This window comes from Pedobacter yonginensis (assembly GCF_003173595.1).
Classification (GTDB): Bacteria; Bacteroidota; Bacteroidia; order Sphingobacteriales; family Sphingobacteriaceae; genus Pedobacter; species Pedobacter yonginense.
Genome location: NZ_QGNZ01000006.1, coordinates 41,671 through 60,751, shown reverse-complemented (window position 1 = coordinate 60,751; position 19,081 = coordinate 41,671). Strand labels below are relative to the sequence as shown.

Below are 19,081 nucleotides of genomic sequence, written 5' to 3'. Positions count from 1 at the left end.
AGACGTCTATATGTCATTACATAAACATTACTATGGATATCACAAAGCACCACCTATATAAAAAGGCTAAGTACAAGTTTTATTTTTCCCGATGGATTTGGGTTATTTGGAACACTTTTGTTTCTGTTGCGTTTCTTTTACAAGCAAATATCTTTGATAACTTTTCTTACTTTAATTTTGCTCTTTTCTGCTTAACCTCGTTAATGGCTATTTTCCTAATGATGGTAATGCCTCGAGGAACTTTTGAAAATTCAAAAGATTGTGAAAATGTAAAATCTGAAATTAAAAATTTAAAGACGTCTTGACTTAAATACTTATACATATATTTGTGTATTGACGTCTTTATTCTTAACTTTACATATATCAATTATGAATATGTACAAGTTAGGAAATCCAGTTACTTTTACTACCGCTACAGGACAACGTACAGGCCTTCTACTTAACGTTGATGCTTTCCCTTTAATTGACTTCGTTTCTTTAAATGATGGCTTTATAACCACTGCTTTTGAGTTAGCAACGGGTTTAGAGGTAATGAATAGTCAGTGTTTTACAATTGATGATTTTGTAAGTGATATGGTCATTGCCATGAAGAATAAAGGCTTTAATGATAGCACTTTCTTTAAGAAACTTCAATCTGATACAGACCTTAGAAAATGGGGAGTTCGTGGCCTTGAAGTTGTCAATGAAAGCCCATCCTATAATAATTGGTTGCTATCAGAAAAACAACGTATTGACAATTTACCATTGTTATATACTACTGATGAAATCGCCCAGCTTGATACAATAATTTTTAAGGCTGATAAATACGGCTTAACGGATTTTGCCAGAATGTTAGAATGTGACAAGGTAAAAAAGCTTGAAAAAGGGATGATTAAATCTGATCTTGCTTTTCTTGAAATACATTTAGAGAATTTAAGATTAGAAAAAATCTATGATGATCTTAAAGCCGATGGTAAGCCCCTGCCCAAAGGAGTAACCCAAATAAAACACTCTTACGATCTTTCTTGGCAAGGTATGATGGACTACCTGCATTCTGGAAGAAAGCGCCTATTAACAAAATATATTCCTGATGCCGTATTGCAAAAATTTTTTAAAGTGTACGTAATGTGCGCCAGTACAAATATGGATTACGGATATTATAGATTTCGATTTGATGATGGTAGCCTTTTAAGAATTGCCATCGATAATAAAAAAGAAAGAAACATTGATGCTAGGGTATCAAAATTTGATAATTACCTGAACAGAATAATTGAAGAAATAGACAACTTAAAATAGATATTATGGACTTACAGAAATACGTCATAGAAATTAAAGACTTCGGAAAGTTTGAGGTTGAAAGTAACAATATATTTTTTGCACTGGATGAAATTAAAGAAAAACAAACCAATGCACGTGTTAAAGACCTGATCATCCTTTCAGCATTTGTAATTATCAATAATGACTTTTTAATTGACATTACATCATCTTTAAATGGCAACTAATCTAAATGCTATCGTTTTAATAGTGGAGCAGGTGCAGATCCGTTCAGCTCCAACTTGATATTAATAGTATTTTACCTTTCTGCAGATCTTCCGGAACAACAAAAACACTATTGTTTTTGAAATCCTGGATTAAACCGGCTAAGCTAAAATGATAGTGTTTAAGTCATATAAAGTTTTATGGATATATTTGTTATACTAATATAGAAACTTATGAAAAAGATATTATTTGTGTTGATGCTTGGTCTAGGTGCTTGTACGAGTGAGAATAAGCAAACTAGCGTTGTAACCGATACAACAACGGTTATTAAAAATGTGGATACCATCAAAAAGGACACCGTAAAAGTTGCCCCAGTGAAAGAAAAATCTATCGAACAAAAAGCAGATGATAGATTAGATAACATAATGAAAAAAAGAAAGTCCGTTAAATAAAATCCCACGGGCTACTAAACTTAAAAAGAAAATGGACTTAAAATTAATTGAAAAATACAAAGCTTTGGGTATAGCTGATGTTATAGACCATGAGAAATTTAACAATATTTCTATTGTCCATCATTCTACTGTTTTGGAGGGTTCTACCTTAACCGAAGTTGAAACACAGGTTTTAATTGACGAGGGTTTAACCCCAAAAGGAAAGCCATTAGCGCACAGCTTAATGGTTACCGATCATTTTTCTGCATTACAATTTGCCTTAAAGGAGGCCAATAATAAAAGGCCTGTTTCTGTACCACTTATTCAGGAATTGAACTCTTTACTTATCCGCAATACAGGATTAGTTTATAATACAGCACTGGGAACAGTTGATGCCACAAAAGGAGAATTTCGAAAAGGCAATGTTACGGCAGGAGATACCTATTTTCCAAACTATGATAAAGTAGTACCGCTTACCAAGAACCTTGCTGATGCAATTTTTAAAGCCATGAAACCTGATTTATCATTGCTGGAACAAGTAAAATTATCATTTGATGCTCATTACAATTTAGTAAGTATCCATCCCTTTTACGATGGTAACGGTCGGACCTCGAGGCTACTTATGAATTACATTCAAGCTTATTACAAATTACCCCTTGCAATTGTACATCAACAATCTAAAGTTGACTACATCGAAGCCTTAAAGGAAACTAGAGCCAAAGAGGATATCAATATATTTAGAAATTTCATGGGCAAAGAATACTCTATGCTTTTGAAAGAAGAAATTAAAAAATTCGAGGAAACCATAAAACCTAAACAGGGTAGGGGCTTTCATCTATTATTCTAAGTTAGATGTATTTATATTTTTACGTCAATATGTTTTGACGTCAATACATCTTTTTGTATATTTGTTTGTCAAAAGCAGATATCATGGAAAATAGAATTAAATTAGTTGTTGTTGAGGAAAACGTTTTGGGCTATATAATGCCACAACTTCCCCGTATAGTACAAATACTTCATACATCAATTCTAAAGGGTTCGAGATTTAGCGAACGGTCAGTGATCTATACTGACTATGTTAAAAGTATTAGATTAGCTTCAAAAGAAGATTTTAACGATTTTAGAGTTTCCTTTAATGGTTTTGATAATCCACAAGAATATGAGTATTCAATCGACTAACTTATAAATTATGAAACGCTACTATTTTTATACCCCTAGCCAATATCGAAACGAAGAAAGAAAGCAAGGTATCATTGATTTTCGCTTAGATGCCCTTTATAGTCAAGATGCTTATTCTGATAAGATCGGGCAGGAAGTAAAGTCGTTCTCTTATTTTGATAAAATAAGAACACTGGTAGCCACTAAAACCAACGGCTACTATCACATTATGTTTGAGACAGGAAAAGATTTGAGCCTTGGACACTATGCGAAAAGTGAAAAGGAATTGGTAGAAGCTTATAAAGGCTCAATAAGAATTTCGGAAAGTAACTATATCAGGTTAAGAAAATTGTCGGTTGGCCTGATGTTCCGGCATACAGAATTTTTCCATCAATTAGCCGATGGTGAAAGTAAATACCTATGGTGTAACAATAGTTATCATTCCTTTTATGATATACGCCTAACCGCTCTACATTATAAATACAATTCAAAGGGTGAACTTCCTTCCACGCTTGAATATTGGCGAGAAAGAAATCTACCCCTTTATGATTGTAGCGTTCCCGAGGAAATCAGGTTGCACATAGCAAAACCCGATGATAAAACTAAAGAACGACTATTTAAATGCTCAACATTTGAGATTTCAGGGTATAAAGCCAATTGCAGGTATTATGATTTTGAAGATGCCGTAAAAACCTTAAAGGGTAGAAATATGGAATATGAAGAAATCCAATATTCCCAATTCCAGAGAATTAGAAAAATATGCAAAGCCCTGATGTTTGAGTATTCCGAACTTGAACTTTCAGAAATTAAGAAACCTCAAACCAGTTCAATAAGAATTTTAGACTTATAAATATGTCAGCAGAAAACAACCTGAAAAAACGGCTTGATGAAAAAGAGGTAATCGAGTTTCACAATGGCGAAGATTTAGCCAGTGTATTCAAATCAAATTTGACTAAGGACTATCTGTTTATTTTCAATGCAAAAGCTTTGTTTGGATTTAAGACTTTCAAGGTTTTTAATAATCACTTAACAAAAAAGAAAGAGCAATATTCTCTAATCGAATTAACAGAAGAGTACTAAAAGAGAAAGGGCTAGTCCTAAGATTTTGCCCCATTTCTATTAACGCTCTCGATTGTAAATATATATAGTTTTGCTATATTTCCAAAACAAAATGAAATTATTCCAGAGGATCGGAAAAGAATAAATCAAAATACTATTGATTTGTTTAACCTGGTCGAGCTGGAGAAAATAAAAACACTATCGTTTTGAATGTGCTGCGCACCTGATCACTCACTGCTCCACTATTGAAACGATAGGATTTTAGCTTACTTCTAAAATTTAAAAAATGATTTTCAGCGACAAGGAAATAATTGATATAGATGAAGTCAGGGTTTTTACCTTAAATAGTCTCCGTAGGCTCAATATTAGGAAAATCGAACAAATACAAAAGTTAGGGAGAGAAAAATTTCTACAAGATGGTAGGCTTACTTACTTAGTAAGGTTGGAGATTTTGAATTATCTACATAAAAATGGCCTTTACTTTTTTGATGATGTAACACCCACTAAATGATATAGAATGTACATTATAGGATTTATAAAAACCGAAGAACCAAGAGCCTTAATAAACCCTGTTCCGTGCAGGACAGAAAAGGAACTTTATAAATGGCTGATTAACTTTTTTAGTGAGGAAAATTTTGCATTAGATAAAATGATAACAGAAGAAAATGTAAGGCAGTCTTTAAAGAGTAACAAACCTATAATAATACCAATAACAGGCTTTAAGGTAGCTCTTTTATTTGGAGAAGATGGAATAATACAAAATAGTACAGACAGGTTTATTCATACCGACCTGTTTAATTATTCCGATTACATGGCTAATTAAAAAGGAGTATTGACATCATGACGTCAATATGTATTTATAAATTAAACGATTATTATGCAGTATCTACTATTAACCATCTTTATTCTTTTTTTTGCCGTGCTGATCGGCTATATAGTTGAATGTAGGCGATATTCAAAAGTTAAAAAGAAGTCAGACGAAATCGATCAGGGAATCGAACAAGTTAGAAGATCAACCGAAAAGTTGATTGTATCTGCTTATGATAAAATAATGTCCAAACGGAAGGGGGCTAATCTTAATAAATGAAATAAAATCAATCACAATATTATGAAAGAAATTAACCTCAAAGACCTTAAAATAGGCGATACCCTGATCAACTTGGGAGAAGTTCTGGAAATTGAAGAACACCCTGTTTTTTATTCTATTGTTATTTTTAGAAACAATGAAAAGCAGGTCTTTAAATTTTTGGAAGAACAAAAACTATTTTTCAACTAATAAACCATTGTCCGATGAATTTAGAAAAAATAAAATATCACAGTAGGAATATTTTTGACCTCACTAATCAAGAGATTATTAGGCTCGTAGACTTCTTAATTAATCAATCAAATTTGGATAGGATTGCTCATAGTTTATATCGCGAAAGAAAATCGCTGTCGAGGGATATAATCTACCGTAAAATTGAAGTTAAGCACGCTTTTTACGACTGGGCTTATGCGGTAGTTGTAACTTTAAAGTTTTCAGAGTTGGATAAAGAAGTAAAAACAGGCTTTATTTTAGCAAATAAAGGAGGGGGCATAAGAGAAAATGAATTGTACGAACTTGATTTTCAAATAAGTTCTATTAAAGGTTTTTTCGAGCCATTTCAGGATGTTGTTTTAGGTATGGTGTATGATCAGTATGAAATCGATTTTGACTACTCCCATCTTTTAATACATATCAAAGAACTTTACGATTTTTTAGATACTGATCTCCGCATGTGGAGCGCATATTTAACGTTAGATAAATACGCTAATAACCCTCAATTAGTCAGCTTATACCAAAAAGATCAGCCTGATAATTATGTTCTTCAAGAATTACATGAAACCTATGATAAAGATAGGTTAGGGGAGTTGTCAAAGTAAAAAGACAGTTAGAAAACAACGGCAAACCAGTTTGTAAGTTTTCACCTTATGAGAACCTAAGTATAGTCGATAAATCATAATCTTAACATAATATATAAATAACGCACTCTCAAAATGAATTATAAATGCTATATAGTAGATGATGAAATGCATGGTATTAATCTGGTTTCTGACTATATCAAAGAAAGCCATGATTTAGAAATCGTAGGCTCAGCAAATGATCCCAGGCTCGCCCTTAATCAAATCAATCTATTGAAACCAGATATTGTATTTACCGATATTAACATGCCTTACATTTCAGGAGTTGAACTAGCTAAAAAGATAATGGATTTTGCTTTTGTTGTTTTTGTTAGTGCAGATAGACCATATTCCCATCCTGAAATTGATTTGGAGAAAAATATATTTCTCACGAAACCTATCAGGCTACAAAAGTTTTTGGATGCTGTATCTGAAATCAAATCTAGACTTAATCGAAAAACAACCTATTGAGTAAGCAATTTATAAATATTAAGCATGATAATTAAAGAGAATGAAATCCAGTACCTCGAAATGCTAATGGACAAGCTAATGCATTCCAGTAATTTCAAGCAGGCAATTTTAACAAGGCAGTGGGCAAACACAATTCCATCAAAAGCAGGAGTTTATACTTTCAAACAAGACGACAAAATTGTGTATGTTGGTGAGACAGGTAATTTACGTGGACGTATGAAAGACCTTTTGGATAGCCGACACCATACAATTAGAAGAACTATAGGAACAATGCATTATTCCAGCATAGATGGATTTGTTAAAGCTACGAACAAAATAAAATTTCCAGCCCACATTGAGCTTTTGATTAATGAGCATATAAGTAATAAACTTCAATTCGCTTATCTGGAAGTATCTTTGGGTAGAAAAGAATTGGAAGAAATGATTGAAGTCCTTATTGAAAAAGATATTCGGTTGAACAAGCGAGGCAAACGAAAAAGTGCTTAATATATGCCTCAATTGGATATGCCAATTTCAATTGAGGATGTTAAATAACGACATATTTTATAAAAATTATATCTTAGAGAAAATATAAATAAACACCCCACAAGCGATATAATTTAAGAATGTTTTAGGGGGTAATCCTAAAGAACCAAATATGAACGAAAATTTACCACAAAATTTACCAGCGAGTAACAGTTTAATTCAATTGAACGAATTTGAAACTGGATTAAAACAGGTATTAAACTTACATAATTTACCAACTGATGGTGTGTTCGTTAATATCCCAGAGAGAGTTAATGTTTTTAAAAACCTTGATACTGTACTTGATCAAATAACGCAAGAAGATAAACAACAATCACTTTATCTTTCCAAGTTTATAGCAAGTACAGCATCTGGACTTTTTGACGCATCGTTAAATTATTTATGGGATGAAACTATTTTACAAATTAGAAAACGCGTATCACAGTATGACATAGAGTTCTTTTATGATAATGCAGTAACTGGCGAAAGAAGAAAAAGACTAAAGGATGAAGATGATTTAGACAAAGTTGATGATTACGACCTAATTAAAGGCGCTAAAGAGATTGGATTAATTTCAGACCTTGGATTTAAGCATCTTGAATACATCAACTATATGAGGAATTGGGCAAGTGCTGCACATCCAAACAATAGTGAAATCACTGGACTTCAATTAGTCTCATGGCTTGAAACCTGTATTAAGGAGGTTATAACATTACCAATTTCAAATGTTACAATCAGGATAAAACAACTCTTGCAGGGTGTAAAGAACACAGCCATTTCAGCAAGCGATGCGCAAGAAATAGCCGTTTTCTCAACTAGTCTTACCCAAGAGCAGATCAATAACTTAGCTTCTGGTTTTTTTGGAATATATGTTAGACCAGAAACTACGAGCCAAACGCATCAGAATATTAACTTATTACTTCCTGAAATTTGGGGGCGTGTTGACGAAGATGTAAAGCAGTCATTTGGTTTAAAGTATGCTCACTTTACGGCCAATAATAGTCAAGATGAAAAGAAGATATCACGACAATTTTTGCAAATTGTAAATGCAGAAAGTTATATTCCAGACGACTTAAGGGCAATCGAAATTGATAATACAATTGACAATCTTTTGTCTGCACATAGAGGCTTCAACAATTTTTACAACGAGCCAGCATTTGCTCGACAACTTTTACGAATTATTGGACAACCAATGAAAATTCCGAAGTCTGTGGAAAAGAAATTTGTAATGGCAATAGTTGAGACATTTTTGACAAATGGAAACGGAGTTGCATCTGCTGCAAATGAAATATATACCGAAATTCTCTCTAGTCTTGATTCACATCAAGCAAACATTGCAGCTCTCTCTTTTACAGATTCAAGGATTGCAAGCCGACTTCAGTTTTCATTATCTGAACGAAAATTTAAAGAGCTTATAGAAATAGTTAAACCAAGTATTACATCACCACCTGTAAACGATTTAATAAAATACATAACGGAAACACACAAAGGCAAGCCATCTAATTTAATGCTAGATAAGACAGTAAAAACTTCTGTTGAAAATTTAAAGACTTTGCTAAAATAATAAGGACTACAGTTGATAGGAAATTTGTTCAAAAATTGCTGACATATATCTTGTTAACCTTTCTAAACCCTAATCAACATATCTCATTTACTAATGAAATAATTTTTCAATTTTTGGCAATGAGTTTATGTTGATTTGGATTACATAAAAACGAATGTTTAAATGTGACCAAGGACAGCCGAAATAAATTCGGTTTTTTTATACTTTAAGCACTACACAAAACCATTACACGGAATACATTCCACCAAATTAATAGATAGTAACCTTTTAATGTAATACTACAATGGCTAAAATCAATTATGCAAAACTAACAGACCAGGCCTCTAAGATTAAGGCCGAAGTATCCTTACTGGATTACTTTTTTAAACTTGAAGAATTAGGAGAATTGCGATTTGATGGGAAAAAAGGTAAAGAGTATTTTTTCGGCTTCCATCATCAAAAGACGGGTTCAATATCTGTTAAGGAAAAAGATAATCTTTGGTATGACCATGCTAAAGGAGAGGGGGGCGACATCATCAAAGCTGTTCAGCTTTTTGAAAATAAATCATTCGTTGAGGCCATAAATCGACTTGATAAAAATACCGATATCGTAGCAGACGCCTACCAAGCATTTTATAAAAAGAATGGGGAAACCGAATATAATGTTTCAATAACTAAGGTATTGGATAACGTACAGCACCCAGCATTATTAAATTATTTGGAAAGCCGAGGTTTGGAGTTGAAAGACGTTGCCACCGCTGGTAAAGAAGTTCATTGGACAAATGGAAAGGATAATTTTTTTGCCATCGGCTTTGAAAATAAAAACGGCGGTTATGCCGTAAGATCTAAGCTGTATAAGGGCAACTTAAACGGTGGTGGTATTTCATCCTTTACTATTGGTGCGAACCCACAAAGTATAAAGATGTTTGAGGGCAGTATGGATTTTAGTAGTTATAGAAACTTAAACCCGAAAGAAAGCTTTTACGCAATTGTATTGAACAGTACAGGTAATCTCACCCAAAAGCTAAGCATCAATGTAAATGAAAAATCCATAGAAAAGGATATCCCAGTACATCTGTATTTTGATAATGGAGTAGGAGGTAAGAAAGCAACTGAAAAGGCCTTAGAGTTTATTAAGTTGGCCGAAGATAAAAGTTCTTTTTACAGTGAAAAAGGATTAGGTGATATTAATGATTTTTTAGTACAGCAAAAGCAAAACAATATTACTCAGATCAAACGATAATATCCAATTATCATCTTATGTGAAATCGCCCACAAAAAGGTATTTAAGTGTTGTAAATCCTATTAGATTGGAATTTTAAAGGTTAAAAGCTGTTAAAGAAAAGGACTAATTTACATCCACTTCGAAGCTTTCATCACTAATTTTCTTTGCGACCTGAAATTTTACTTGCCATTCCTGATTAACAAGCTCAGGTATTTGGTCACGAAATTCTATTTCAAATTTGATAATATCTACATTATCTGCTATGATTATCAAGTATTCTTCGTCAGAGATTGTATCAACTTCCAAAACTTCATTTGGCCAACCCTGTATTATATCATTAGGTAAGGTAGCTAAGTTAATATGTTCCTCGATAAACATTCCTATTCCTTCAATTACACTATCCAAAGCCTGTCTTCCACTAATTTGAACCCAATCTCCATTAACTTTATTAACGCTTCCGATTAGGTTATCGTGAGCATAAAAAAAATACGGACTATCCTTGGCTTGCTGAATAATCGTGTAAATGATTATTTTGCCGTTACTGAATTTCCAAGGGAAGTCTAAATTTATCATACTACTTTTTTTTAAAGGCCTTACTCCGAAAATAATTCGGATTGCTATAATATGGGTGGTTAAGCGGTAATGGTATATCGTTACCCGGTCGTCTTCGAGGCTCATTCAAGGGGTTAGCTATTGCCCAATCAAAAGCCGTAACATCAAATTCGGTTGGGTTTATTATAATTTGAGAACGCTCTTCATTGTTTTCATATACAACAATAACAACCCTTTCGATTTGTAAATCGATATCAGGCAAGCTTTCCAACAAGGCATAAACCCAAATTTTATTCTCTCGGTTCTTTTGTTCAGACGAACGTTGCGTAGAAAAACTCCCGTTTCTGAAAATATCAATTTGGTTGTAAAACCAAAGCTGTACTTTACATTCAGGGATAGCAGTTTTTATATTAGAACCAAGTTTAAAAGCGTAGTTGTTTTCGTTATGCTCTCTATTCATTGAATTTATTGCCGTTTTCATCAACATAATTGATGATTAATTGGGGTTCTAAATGTACATATTCAAGCTGAAAATCTCCTACAGCACTATCAACTTCTGCATAGTCCGCACCCGGTTTAAGAACAATATTTATTTCATTGTCCCCAATTTGGATTACTTCGCTGATATCATCTGCAAGTGTTTCACTTTTTATTAAATCTATTAATTGCTGTATGTGTTCCATTGTTGCTGTTTTTACATGTCCTCGTCTTCAATTTGCCTGCCGATTTCTGCCACCAAATTCACAGCGATTAAATCTTTTGTTCTCCAGAGCGTACCGCCATCGCTAAGTTCATCATCAAATTCAGGAAAAATTATACCGGTGTAAACACCGTTAATTGATACGTGATAATTATGGCCATCATCACTACTAACTCCAATCTCCTTACCATCAATTTTAAAATTATAAATCTGTTCCATGTTTAAAAATCTAAACTCCCTTGTGTTGGTTTAGTTAAGTCGATACCTTTATTGGGTTTTCGTTTTGTGCTCACAGTATTTACTTTCTTGCTCACTTTATAAGCAGTCATTAAGGCATCCGGAAAAGTTACACAAAGCTTTAGAAGTTCTTCAGGTGGTAGTGATTTGTTTATCCAACGCTTTTCTAAACTTCTAGGTAAAATAACTGGCATCCTTTTTTTTCATGAATTTTGCCAACCATTTTATTTGCCTCTGTAGTCATAATTCCGAATGAGCGAAAAGTTTCTTTAGTTTCAGAATTTACCCACTCAGACCAAAGGCCAGCCATTAAAAACGTTTTTCTTCCTGTAACAGTAAATCGCCAAGGCTGTTTTGTTCCATCAGTTAATTTCTCAAATTCATAAAAACCATCTGCAATAATTAAACAGGTTTTATGATTTTTTAACAGCGGTGCAAATGTCGGTTTTTCTAAAACTTCTTCACACCTAATGTTCCAAGTATCGTATTTAAGATCGGTTGATTTAGCCCAATATGGAACAATGCCGAAACTCATGCTTTGAACAATTTCGGGTTCATCTGATGTGATGACGAAACCGTCATCTGTAATCGCAATATTCCCATCAGGTTGATACTCTCCAGTAAATTGAAAAGGGTAAGACCTTAAAATTTCTTTTTGTTCAGCGGTTAGGGTATATCTTGCGCACATATTATTTTACTTTGATGATATCTTTCCAGTCTGTGGTGTAACGTGGGCTTAAAAATTGTCTGCGCATTGCCCATTTTTGCTGTTTCCCCTCTGTAGCCATCCTTATTGTACCACTTCCATAATGTTTATTTAACCCATCCAAGATATTAGAAAGTTTATTATTTTTAATGCCATTATACTGTTCAAACATATTTAGCTGTACTTCAGTTTCAGGAATTAAACCAATGGCAATTATTTCAACTTTTTGATAAAGAAATCCTTTAAGATAAATCCTTTTCAATCCTTTCATCGATGCTTTAATCAAATCTGTAGTGTTATTTACTGGGTGTGGCAAGTTTATACTGATAGTTGGGTATGCTTGGGGTTGGTCAGTTTTAAAACGGTTGGTAAGTAATCTTACTGATAATACCATTGTGCAAAGTTTTTCCCTGCGTAATTTCCCTGCCAATCTTGATGCATAACTTGCCGTTGCTTGCTCGAGTTCCCCGTAATCTCCAGTAAGTTTTCCGAATGCCCTGCTTGTACACATTCCCTTTTTTGGATCTAAAACTGTTTTCAACTGTAAACAGCTTTGCCCCCACAACTCTCGCCACATCCTAGCACCTACAATAGTCATATTTTTATTAACCCATTCAGCAGGTAGATTTCTTAATTGCTCTGCCGTTTCAATCCCCTCGGAAATTAATTTTGTGGCATATTGGCGACCAACACCCCAAATATCTTCTACTGCATAAGTCTTCAGCGCCTCAGCTATTTTGCAGTCTGTATCAAGAACCATTACACCTGATGGCGTTTTTTTTGCGAGTTTGTTAGCAAGTTTCGCAAGCGTTTTTGTTGGAGCAACACCAATGCTTATAGGAATGCCAGTGTTCTTTATTGTGGTATTTCTAATGGTTAACGCACAGCTTTCTAAATTTTTAAAGCCCGTTAGTTTTAGAAAACATTCGTCGATACTGTAAACTTCTACTTCAGGAGTAAATCTTGCCAAATTGGTCATTACTCTTGCGCTCATATCTCCGTACAATTCGTAATGGCTGGAGCAAATGGTAATATTGTGTTGTCTGATCTCTTCTTCAATTTTGAACTTTGGCGCACCCATCGCAATACCAAGTGCCTTTGCCTCGTTGCTCCGGGCAATTACACAGCCATCATTATTGCTTAATACAATTACGGGTTTGCCATTCAGCTCAGGACGAAAGAGCCTTTCACAGCTGGCATAGAAATTATTACAGTCAGCTAAGACGAACATAACTTTTATAAGGAACGCAATACCATGAAACAACACCGAAAACAACAACTTCACGACCTGTAACATTTAATGGCCTATTGTCGTTTGGTGAGGTTAATAATAATTTTTCATTATCCTTATGGACGATGCAACGGTTTAGCCATTCTCCTTCAACATTACAAACGATTATTGAACCATCTTTGTAATCCCTGCTTCTATCCACGACCAAAATAGTACCTTTTAATATCCCGTATGCTTTCATTTCGTTATCCTGTACCTCAAAGTAAAATGTATTTACAGGGTCATCGACGATTTTTTGAGCAATATGTAAACGCCTTTCCATGTAATCATCGGCAGGACTTACAAATCCTGAAACTGCACCAGGGTTTGCTAACGGCTCTTTATCGGTATTACGTGCAAAATCAATCTCTCTAAGCATAATGCAATTTTTGAACTAACAAAATAATGCTAAAAATATTAGCAAAACAAATTTATTTACCAACGTTCAAATAAACTTGATCATATATGTAGAGTCAATTAATAGGTAATAACTTTTTGAAAAGGGAAATAATAATAATACAAGCCTATATTGGAAAGCCCTGAATGTGAACCTAGGAATTTTTAGTGGCTTCAATAAGGGATATGAGAAATTGTGAAGCGGGGGAAGTTCAGGCATGAGTTAGTTTTAACACTAACTTAATTCAAACCTAATGTAAAAAATAAATGTTTTATCCACATTGGCAACAAATCAAAATGATTTAATTATACTAAGGTTAACTTAAGCGATCCAAGTGAAATAAGTCATACACCGTCAAATAAATGTAAGCTTAAAATATATTGAAATGCCTAAAGAATCTCCTAATTTAGCTAAAGATTTTTATACAATTGTTTATGAAATTGTAGAGCAGATACCATTTGGCCGAGTAACTACTTATGGTGCCATTGCAAATGCAATCGGTTCCAAAAAATCTTCTAGGCTCGTAGGTATTGCCATGAACCATTCTCACGAAATTGCTCCGAATTTGCCTGCACATCGTGTGGTTAATCGGAGCGGTATCCTTACCGGCCAACATCATTTTTTGGGAGAAAAGTCAATGATAAAGCTATTAACTGATGAGGGGCTAACCATCGAAAATAATCATGTTCAGCAGTTTGAACATATTTTTTGGGACCCACTTAATGAACTATAGGTATGATGTATTAGTTCAACCCAATTTGCTATGATTAACGTTTTTTAATTGGCGTTAGTTACAGACCATCTTCGTAATTATTGTTACCATCCTAAAAATTTCAACTTTTACACTTGAAAAATATTTATTAGTAAGCACTATTTAAGATACGGTGCTTACTAACTAAATGTCTATTAATTATTTGTAAAAATATGTTCGTTAACAACATCAATAATCTTATCTGGTGTTAAAAGGTCTTTTGGATTTGCTCCAATATAATGAGTGATGTATTTTTCATTTTTTAATTCAGAAATAATATTGGCTTTTGCATTACCCTTTCCTGAGTGATGAAATATTTGACCAGTAATAATGATGGTAAACCTACTTTGTCCTTTATGCAATGATCTTAATACATTTACGTTTTGTAACTTGGAATTATTAAAGTATTCGATATCCCAGTCAGTAGGAGATACACCAAGCTTAACAAAATATTTATTTAGCTCTTTGCTAATTAGTGCGTGATCAGAAGCCTCTCCCAACACACAAATATTAAATGGTTTTTCAATTTTTAAAGGGTCAGGTTCAGTATCGTTTGGCTTTATAGTCACTAAAGATTTAACCAAGGTATCTACATTTTCCCGAGCTTCCCCTAACTGCATTTCCAACAATTCATTTTTAAATTTTTGATCTTTTAATTCGTTGATAGTTTGATCGAGATCAGACAGTAACTCAAGGACTTCTTTGTCCTTTTCACTTTGTTCTTCCTTACTTTCTATTAGCGTCTTATTACTTTTGTTATATCTTAAAAGCTTTTCTTCGAAAGACGATTTAAACTTGTCAAGATCTTGATTTTTTAAGCTAGAAAAGAATCTAGTGTAGTCAATAGGAGATAACATAAAAAACCGCACGGCTTCCTTTCCTGTTGCTCTTTTTACGTAATCGCTACCAGCGCTCAGTTTCAATGCGTTTACAGGAACAAAATCTTTGTCATCTTTTATTTCAATAATAAGTGTTTCTTTTTTTGTCTTAATCAAAAAGTCAGGATAAAAGCCATAACTAAAGTCATCCTTTTTCTTATAAGCAATTCCAAAATATTTGCTTTCACTCACACCATTTTTAAACCACCATAGAACATCATCGTCTGTTGCATCCAGGTTTTTAATGAATTCAATTTCAGGGTTAGAAAGATCAAGTTTACCATTCTTGTTTTTCTTAACAAATAGACGCTTCTCATCTTGTTGCTTAATTATTGACTTCTTAGATTCTGGCAAAAGTTGATAATCAGTAAATACACTTATACTTTCAGGAATCTCCCAGCTGTCATTAACAATAATTTCATCTTTTTTGGACGGAAGCTTTTTATACACTTCTATAGCGTCTTGGATAATTGTTCTGAATTTTGAATTATTAACCTTACTCATTACAATAGTAGAGATAATATCTTCATCACCTATTTCAAATTTGTCCTTAAACCAACTTCTAATGGAAGATTTTAATGTATTAGTTGATTCTACCTTAGCATATGGAAACACCATTGAAGCGCAAAAATTCACATAACTGTCTGTAATTTCCTTAATATCTTTTTTAACCGATGTCTTTTGGTCAAATACAACTTCTTGCTTATCATCTCTATCTATATTCTTCACTTTACCTTCAATAGCAACCATTTTGGTTATTTGGTTAACCTTTTCATTGATAGGATCCTCATTGTTTAGGAAATTTGCCGCGTCAAAAAGACATCTTTTGAAATCTCCGGATAGCCTTGTTAATTCTCGCTTGCGTCTTATAAATTCACTAGCGAGTTTAAGTGGTTTTATATTTAAATCTTCATCCCTTTCCATCTGTAGATTACTAACGTAATCATTAGCCAACTCTTGAACTATTTCAAAGTTATCTGAGGCTGAAAAAACATATCCAATATTTAATTCAGGTTTTGTAGGGTAGTGCATTTGCTCTGGCATGCGCATGATGCGACCCAACGTCTGAATATTGAAACTATACCTATCCTGTTTCCATTCTCTTTGTAAAAACAGAAGAGCCGCTCTTGGACAATCCCAACCCAAAGCGATAGCCTCCTTAAAAATTAGCACATCAATTTGGCTGTTATTAGGCTTAACTTTTTCATCTAAATCTTTAATGTCCACACCTGAAATTCGAATAGCTAGTTTTCCATTTCCTTCCGTAATATCAAAGTCGGCTAACAGGCCAATTATATAATCTTCTGGATTGGAACTATCAGTTTGCTTTTTATTAGGTATTTGTATTAATAATAATGGATTTATGTCTGACCCTAAGTCGATATAGCTTTGCCTAAGTTGTTTACGTTTTTTAAGAGCAACGCTCAAAAGATCTTTATTTTCTTTTATTTGTTTACTGCCAGGATTAATTTGAACCTCACTTTTAATCATTCCTTCCGCAACAACTCTTCCTAATGGAATTTCAATTAAGTGTCCACTAATTCTTGTCGGAGTTGCAGTTATCTCGATTGTAAGTCTAGGTTTTAGTTCTTCAATTACTTCTAAAGCTTTTTCTGCTTTTGCTGTTCTATGGCTTTCATCAATTATTAGAATCACTTCCCGCCCTTCGTCTTTAGTATTAGCGATGACAGATGCAAGATTCCAATCTTGTTCGTTCTCCATGCGGAAAATATTGTTTTGCTTTATCAAACTATCCCAGTTTAAGAAAACAATTTCGTTTTCCTCAATTGTATTATTTTGTATGTCGTTAAGTAAAATACAATCTAGCAACTTTTCGTCCTCAAAGTATTGGCTTAGGCTCTGCCTACTTTGCTCGTGTAAAGAGTTAACCGATAACCATATAAAACTATATGAAGTTGCACTATTCTTTTTAACAATCTTCGTTAGAGTCTGCGATATCATAAAAGTTTTGCCTGATCCTGTAGGGGCTTTAAGAATGATGGTGCCTTCTTCCCTATATTTATCATTTAAAAGCTTTATAGCTGTATCAGTCAATTCATTTATATATTCCTCTTGGTATGCTACTTGCTTCATTTACGCTTTAATTTGGAAATTTTACGATATACATTCAATATGGCTTCTGGAATAGGTTTTACATAAAAACGCATTGTTAGTGTAGCAAAATCCGCTTCGTCATATGTGTGATCGTAACTAAATACATAAATTATTAATTTATGTTGGGGATCTATTTTAATAATCTCTTTACAGCATCTTTCAATACTATCTTCGTCATAAATAATAGCTGTAAATTGATCCTTGTTTTTGAATATTGAAAAACCTTGTTTTTCATTCTGCGCAACTACTTCAAATGTGTTTTCTGAAATACATAATAATTCTGTGCTTCTAGAAACGAGAGTCCTTTTGTCATTGTCTGTGATAACGTACGGAACATAATCAGTTTTAAAGTATTTTACATTTGCTTCAATACCTGCTTTATTTCCATAGCCCTCAATCACTTTTTTTATACGTGGATAAGTAACTTCTTCACAGATTTGGTTTTCATTATTCGTGCATAAGATAAATTGCCGATTGCCATTGTCTTGCCTATTTAATTCAAGTACAGCTTGACCCGTCGTTCCACTTCCAGCAAAAAAATCCAGTACTAGAGAGTCCTTATTTGTCGTAATTTCTAATATGTCCTTAACTGCGTAAATTGATTTTGGATAGTTAAATGTGTTATCACGTCCTAATATTTTTTGTAATAACATAATACCATTACTTGAGGCATCATACTTTGGATCATACCAAACCGTTTTCGGTTTTTTTCCTGTGGTATCTGTAAGTCTTCGTTTCTTATAGATTTTATTTATACCCTTCACTTTTTTTACAAACAACTCTGTTGCTTGTAGTTCATTAAAGGTATCTTGTCCCCAACGCCAGGTTTTTTCTTCGTTACCGTTATTGATTGGCAATAATTCTTCCCATCCATCTTGTCGCAATAATGATAACTGCATGGTAGTCTCGTTGTAATATATTGGATAGAATAAATTTGGCCTTTCACTTCGCTTAGAATTATTGCCAGTTCTTACAAATGAGGTTTCGGCGAATGAAGAAATATCATCTGATTTTTTATATTGATCTCTATCATCGTCATTCAATTCAAAATGGTTTACAATAGCCTTATCTGAATTTTTAGCATACACTAATATATACTCATGTTGCGAAGCAAAGAATTTATCATCATTTCTTCCTCTGGGATTATGAACGACAACTAAAGTACCTAACCTATTTTGCTCTCCAAAGACGGTATCAAATAGTAATTTTAAAGAAGCAAACTCATAATCATCGATTGCGCATATAATAATTCCTGTTTCTTTTAAAAGACGTCTTGCGAGCCTTAATCGCTTACTCATGAAAGAGAGCCATTTGCTATGCCTAAACCTGTCTTCTTTATCTATATAATCATTATTATATCTCCAACTTTTATTTCCGGTATTGTATGGAGGGTCGATATATATGACATCAACCTTCCTTTTATGCGTGAAATTCAAAGTAAATAAAGTATGATAGTTGTCTCCTTCAAAGATAAAATTAGTTGGTTTTGTTGGATCGAGTGTGATCTCTTTATCCTTAACCTCCACAAGAACCGGAAGTTCTCTTTCACATTGATCAGCAATCTCTTCAGGTTTGTCCTCCCAAACTAAGCCATAACGCTGTTTTTCTAAAAGCTTGACTTTTTCAATCAGCTGTTCTTTGGTATAATTTTCGTATTTACTTGTCGCCATTTATTTAAAAAAAGAGTGAGTTTATAGAGGGTGCTA

General features: G+C 33.5%; 25 protein-coding genes. 15 read left to right on the top strand and 10 right to left on the bottom strand.

The genetic code is table 11. The features are described from left to right. Nucleotides 1–375: 375 nt before the first annotated feature. The 14 genes from DHW03_RS19095 to DHW03_RS19025 all read left to right on the top strand — a co-directional run bounded on the left by DHW03_RS19095 (nucleotide 376) and on the right by DHW03_RS19025 (nucleotide 9,787). Complete coding sequence (locus DHW03_RS19095) at nucleotides 376–1,275, top strand: hypothetical protein (protein WP_109927462.1); 900 nt, start codon at nucleotides 376–378, stop codon at nucleotides 1,273–1,275. A 5-nt stretch (nucleotides 1,276–1,280) separates the two neighbouring features. Continuing rightward, nucleotides 1,281–1,481, top strand: coding sequence for a hypothetical protein (locus DHW03_RS19090; RefSeq protein WP_109927461.1), 201 nt, complete (start codon nucleotides 1,281–1,283; stop codon nucleotides 1,479–1,481). A 210-nt stretch (nucleotides 1,482–1,691) separates the two neighbouring features. Continuing rightward, nucleotides 1,692–1,910, top strand: coding sequence for a hypothetical protein (locus tag DHW03_RS19085; protein ID WP_109927460.1), 219 nt, complete (start codon nucleotides 1,692–1,694; stop codon nucleotides 1,908–1,910). 31 nt (nucleotides 1,911–1,941) lie between these two features. Continuing rightward, nucleotides 1,942–2,736 (top strand): Fic family protein, encoded by a 795-nt coding sequence (locus DHW03_RS19080; RefSeq protein WP_109927459.1) that lies wholly within the window; start codon nucleotides 1,942–1,944, stop codon nucleotides 2,734–2,736. A gap of 83 nt (nucleotides 2,737–2,819) precedes the next feature. Continuing rightward, nucleotides 2,820–3,068: a hypothetical protein gene (locus DHW03_RS19075; RefSeq protein WP_109927458.1), complete on the top strand. Its 249-nt coding sequence runs from the start codon at nucleotides 2,820–2,822 to the stop codon at nucleotides 3,066–3,068. Between the two features lie 10 nt (nucleotides 3,069–3,078). Next, on the top strand, nucleotides 3,079–3,897 hold the full coding sequence (locus DHW03_RS19070; RefSeq protein WP_109927457.1) for a hypothetical protein: 819 nt from the start codon (nucleotides 3,079–3,081) through the stop codon (nucleotides 3,895–3,897). Nucleotides 3,898–3,899: 2 nt separating this feature from the next. Continuing rightward, complete coding sequence (locus tag DHW03_RS19065; RefSeq protein ID WP_109927456.1) at nucleotides 3,900–4,127, top strand: hypothetical protein; 228 nt, start codon at nucleotides 3,900–3,902, stop codon at nucleotides 4,125–4,127. Nucleotides 4,128–4,623: 496 nt separating this feature from the next. Further along, nucleotides 4,624–4,929 carry a hypothetical protein gene (locus tag DHW03_RS19055; protein ID WP_109927454.1) on the top strand — a complete coding sequence of 102 codons (306 nt, stop codon included), beginning with the start codon at nucleotides 4,624–4,626 and terminating at the stop codon, nucleotides 4,927–4,929. A gap of 285 nt (nucleotides 4,930–5,214) precedes the next feature. Next, complete coding sequence (locus DHW03_RS19390; RefSeq protein ID WP_165825472.1) at nucleotides 5,215–5,382, top strand: hypothetical protein; 168 nt, start codon at nucleotides 5,215–5,217, stop codon at nucleotides 5,380–5,382. Nucleotides 5,383–5,396: 14 nt separating this feature from the next. Next, nucleotides 5,397–6,008, top strand: coding sequence for a hypothetical protein (locus DHW03_RS19045; protein WP_109927452.1), 612 nt, complete (start codon nucleotides 5,397–5,399; stop codon nucleotides 6,006–6,008). A 114-nt stretch (nucleotides 6,009–6,122) separates the two neighbouring features. Then, a complete protein-coding gene (locus DHW03_RS19040) occupies nucleotides 6,123–6,497 on the top strand; it encodes a LytR/AlgR family response regulator transcription factor (RefSeq protein ID WP_109927451.1) in 375 nt (124 codons plus the stop codon). Between the two features lie 24 nt (nucleotides 6,498–6,521). Further along, the gene (locus tag DHW03_RS19035) at nucleotides 6,522–6,983 is read left to right on the top strand and encodes a GIY-YIG nuclease family protein (RefSeq protein WP_109927450.1); all 462 of its coding nucleotides are present in this window, start codon (nucleotides 6,522–6,524) and stop codon (nucleotides 6,981–6,983) included. Nucleotides 6,984–7,134: 151 nt separating this feature from the next. Then, nucleotides 7,135–8,565, top strand: a complete 1,431-nt coding sequence (locus DHW03_RS19030) for a hypothetical protein (RefSeq protein WP_109927449.1) — start codon at nucleotides 7,135–7,137, stop codon at nucleotides 8,563–8,565. A gap of 283 nt (nucleotides 8,566–8,848) precedes the next feature. Then, nucleotides 8,849–9,787 (top strand): CHC2 zinc finger domain-containing protein, encoded by a 939-nt coding sequence (locus tag DHW03_RS19025; protein WP_109927448.1) that lies wholly within the window; start codon nucleotides 8,849–8,851, stop codon nucleotides 9,785–9,787. A 105-nt stretch (nucleotides 9,788–9,892) separates the two neighbouring features. On the opposite strand, the gene DHW03_RS19020 is transcribed toward DHW03_RS19025, so the two are convergent. Genes DHW03_RS19020 through DHW03_RS18985 form a run of 8 tightly spaced genes read right to left on the bottom strand, consistent with a single transcriptional unit; the run spans nucleotide 9,893 to nucleotide 13,613 of the window. Then, nucleotides 9,893–10,342 (bottom strand): hypothetical protein, encoded by a 450-nt coding sequence (locus tag DHW03_RS19020; RefSeq protein WP_109927447.1) that lies wholly within the window; start codon nucleotides 10,340–10,342, stop codon nucleotides 9,893–9,895. 1 nt (nucleotide 10,343) lies between these two features. After that, nucleotides 10,344–10,781 (bottom strand): hypothetical protein, encoded by a 438-nt coding sequence (locus tag DHW03_RS19015; protein WP_165825471.1) that lies wholly within the window; start codon nucleotides 10,779–10,781, stop codon nucleotides 10,344–10,346. Then, complete coding sequence (locus DHW03_RS19010) at nucleotides 10,774–11,004, bottom strand: hypothetical protein (RefSeq protein ID WP_109927445.1); 231 nt, start codon at nucleotides 11,002–11,004, stop codon at nucleotides 10,774–10,776. Before DHW03_RS19010 ends, DHW03_RS19015 begins: the two co-directional genes overlap by 8 nt. Before the next feature lie 11 nt (nucleotides 11,005–11,015). Continuing rightward, nucleotides 11,016–11,240 (bottom strand): hypothetical protein, encoded by a 225-nt coding sequence (locus tag DHW03_RS19005; protein WP_109927444.1) that lies wholly within the window; start codon nucleotides 11,238–11,240, stop codon nucleotides 11,016–11,018. A 2-nt stretch (nucleotides 11,241–11,242) separates the two neighbouring features. Further along, a complete protein-coding gene (locus DHW03_RS19605; RefSeq protein WP_109927443.1) occupies nucleotides 11,243–11,452 on the bottom strand; it encodes an SOS response-associated peptidase family protein in 210 nt (69 codons plus the stop codon). Next, complete coding sequence (locus DHW03_RS18995; protein WP_109927442.1) at nucleotides 11,425–11,946, bottom strand: SOS response-associated peptidase; 522 nt, start codon at nucleotides 11,944–11,946, stop codon at nucleotides 11,425–11,427. The genes DHW03_RS19605 and DHW03_RS18995 overlap by 28 nt, the downstream gene beginning before the upstream one ends. A gap of 1 nt (nucleotide 11,947) precedes the next feature. Beyond that, nucleotides 11,948–13,195 (bottom strand): Y-family DNA polymerase, encoded by a 1,248-nt coding sequence (locus DHW03_RS18990; RefSeq protein WP_109927441.1) that lies wholly within the window; start codon nucleotides 13,193–13,195, stop codon nucleotides 11,948–11,950. Continuing rightward, nucleotides 13,179–13,613, bottom strand: a complete 435-nt coding sequence (locus DHW03_RS18985; protein ID WP_109927440.1) for a LexA family protein — start codon at nucleotides 13,611–13,613, stop codon at nucleotides 13,179–13,181. Before DHW03_RS18985 ends, DHW03_RS18990 begins: the two co-directional genes overlap by 17 nt. Before the next feature lie 403 nt (nucleotides 13,614–14,016). Between DHW03_RS18985 and DHW03_RS18980 the strand changes: the two genes are divergently transcribed. Further along, a complete protein-coding gene (locus tag DHW03_RS18980; protein WP_109927439.1) occupies nucleotides 14,017–14,364 on the top strand; it encodes an MGMT family protein in 348 nt (115 codons plus the stop codon). A 173-nt stretch (nucleotides 14,365–14,537) separates the two neighbouring features. Here DHW03_RS18980 and DHW03_RS18975 read toward each other — a convergent pair whose 3' ends face one another. Together DHW03_RS18975 and DHW03_RS18970 are read right to left on the bottom strand one after the other, a co-directional pair. Next, on the bottom strand, nucleotides 14,538–17,354 hold the full coding sequence (locus tag DHW03_RS18975; protein ID WP_109927438.1) for a DEAD/DEAH box helicase: 2,817 nt from the start codon (nucleotides 17,352–17,354) through the stop codon (nucleotides 14,538–14,540). Then, nucleotides 17,351–19,045, bottom strand: coding sequence for a site-specific DNA-methyltransferase (locus DHW03_RS18970; protein ID WP_109927437.1), 1,695 nt, complete (start codon nucleotides 19,043–19,045; stop codon nucleotides 17,351–17,353). The genes DHW03_RS18975 and DHW03_RS18970 overlap by 4 nt, the downstream gene beginning before the upstream one ends. Nucleotides 19,046–19,081 lie beyond the last annotated feature (36 nt).

What these genes read in the sequence shown, in the direction of transcription:
- DHW03_RS19095 (WP_109927462.1), top strand. Translation starts at nt 376, where the DNA reads ATGTACAAGTTAGGAAATCCAGTTACTTTTACTACCGCTACAGGACAA.
- DHW03_RS19090 (WP_109927461.1), top strand. Translation starts at nt 1,281, where the DNA reads ATGGACTTACAGAAATACGTCATAGAAATTAAAGACTTCGGAAAGTTT.
- DHW03_RS19085 (WP_109927460.1), top strand. Translation starts at nt 1,692, where the DNA reads ATGAAAAAGATATTATTTGTGTTGATGCTTGGTCTAGGTGCTTGTACG.
- DHW03_RS19080 (WP_109927459.1), top strand. Translation starts at nt 1,942, where the DNA reads ATGGACTTAAAATTAATTGAAAAATACAAAGCTTTGGGTATAGCTGAT.
- DHW03_RS19075 (WP_109927458.1), top strand. Translation starts at nt 2,820, where the DNA reads ATGGAAAATAGAATTAAATTAGTTGTTGTTGAGGAAAACGTTTTGGGC.
- DHW03_RS19070 (WP_109927457.1), top strand. Translation starts at nt 3,079, where the DNA reads ATGAAACGCTACTATTTTTATACCCCTAGCCAATATCGAAACGAAGAA.
- DHW03_RS19065 (WP_109927456.1), top strand. Translation starts at nt 3,900, where the DNA reads ATGTCAGCAGAAAACAACCTGAAAAAACGGCTTGATGAAAAAGAGGTA.
- DHW03_RS19055 (WP_109927454.1), top strand. Translation starts at nt 4,624, where the DNA reads ATGTACATTATAGGATTTATAAAAACCGAAGAACCAAGAGCCTTAATA.
- DHW03_RS19390 (WP_165825472.1), top strand. Translation starts at nt 5,215, where the DNA reads ATGAAAGAAATTAACCTCAAAGACCTTAAAATAGGCGATACCCTGATC.
- DHW03_RS19045 (WP_109927452.1), top strand. Translation starts at nt 5,397, where the DNA reads ATGAATTTAGAAAAAATAAAATATCACAGTAGGAATATTTTTGACCTC.
- DHW03_RS19040 (WP_109927451.1), top strand. Translation starts at nt 6,123, where the DNA reads ATGAATTATAAATGCTATATAGTAGATGATGAAATGCATGGTATTAAT.
- DHW03_RS19035 (WP_109927450.1), top strand. Translation starts at nt 6,522, where the DNA reads ATGATAATTAAAGAGAATGAAATCCAGTACCTCGAAATGCTAATGGAC.
- DHW03_RS19030 (WP_109927449.1), top strand. Translation starts at nt 7,135, where the DNA reads ATGAACGAAAATTTACCACAAAATTTACCAGCGAGTAACAGTTTAATT.
- DHW03_RS19025 (WP_109927448.1), top strand. Translation starts at nt 8,849, where the DNA reads ATGGCTAAAATCAATTATGCAAAACTAACAGACCAGGCCTCTAAGATT.
- DHW03_RS19020 (WP_109927447.1), bottom strand. Translation starts at nt 10,342, where the DNA reads ATGATAAATTTAGACTTCCCTTGGAAATTCAGTAACGGCAAAATAATC.
- DHW03_RS19015 (WP_165825471.1), bottom strand. Translation starts at nt 10,781, where the DNA reads ATGAATAGAGAGCATAACGAAAACAACTACGCTTTTAAACTTGGTTCT.
- DHW03_RS19010 (WP_109927445.1), bottom strand. Translation starts at nt 11,004, where the DNA reads ATGGAACACATACAGCAATTAATAGATTTAATAAAAAGTGAAACACTT.
- DHW03_RS19005 (WP_109927444.1), bottom strand. Translation starts at nt 11,240, where the DNA reads ATGGAACAGATTTATAATTTTAAAATTGATGGTAAGGAGATTGGAGTT.
- DHW03_RS19605 (WP_109927443.1), bottom strand. Translation starts at nt 11,452, where the DNA reads ATGCCAGTTATTTTACCTAGAAGTTTAGAAAAGCGTTGGATAAACAAA.
- DHW03_RS18995 (WP_109927442.1), bottom strand. Translation starts at nt 11,946, where the DNA reads ATGTGCGCAAGATATACCCTAACCGCTGAACAAAAAGAAATTTTAAGG.
- DHW03_RS18990 (WP_109927441.1), bottom strand. Translation starts at nt 13,195, where the DNA reads ATGTTCGTCTTAGCTGACTGTAATAATTTCTATGCCAGCTGTGAAAGG.
- DHW03_RS18985 (WP_109927440.1), bottom strand. Translation starts at nt 13,613, where the DNA reads ATGCTTAGAGAGATTGATTTTGCACGTAATACCGATAAAGAGCCGTTA.
- DHW03_RS18980 (WP_109927439.1), top strand. Translation starts at nt 14,017, where the DNA reads ATGCCTAAAGAATCTCCTAATTTAGCTAAAGATTTTTATACAATTGTT.
- DHW03_RS18975 (WP_109927438.1), bottom strand. Translation starts at nt 17,354, where the DNA reads ATGAAGCAAGTAGCATACCAAGAGGAATATATAAATGAATTGACTGAT.
- DHW03_RS18970 (WP_109927437.1), bottom strand. Translation starts at nt 19,045, where the DNA reads ATGGCGACAAGTAAATACGAAAATTATACCAAAGAACAGCTGATTGAA.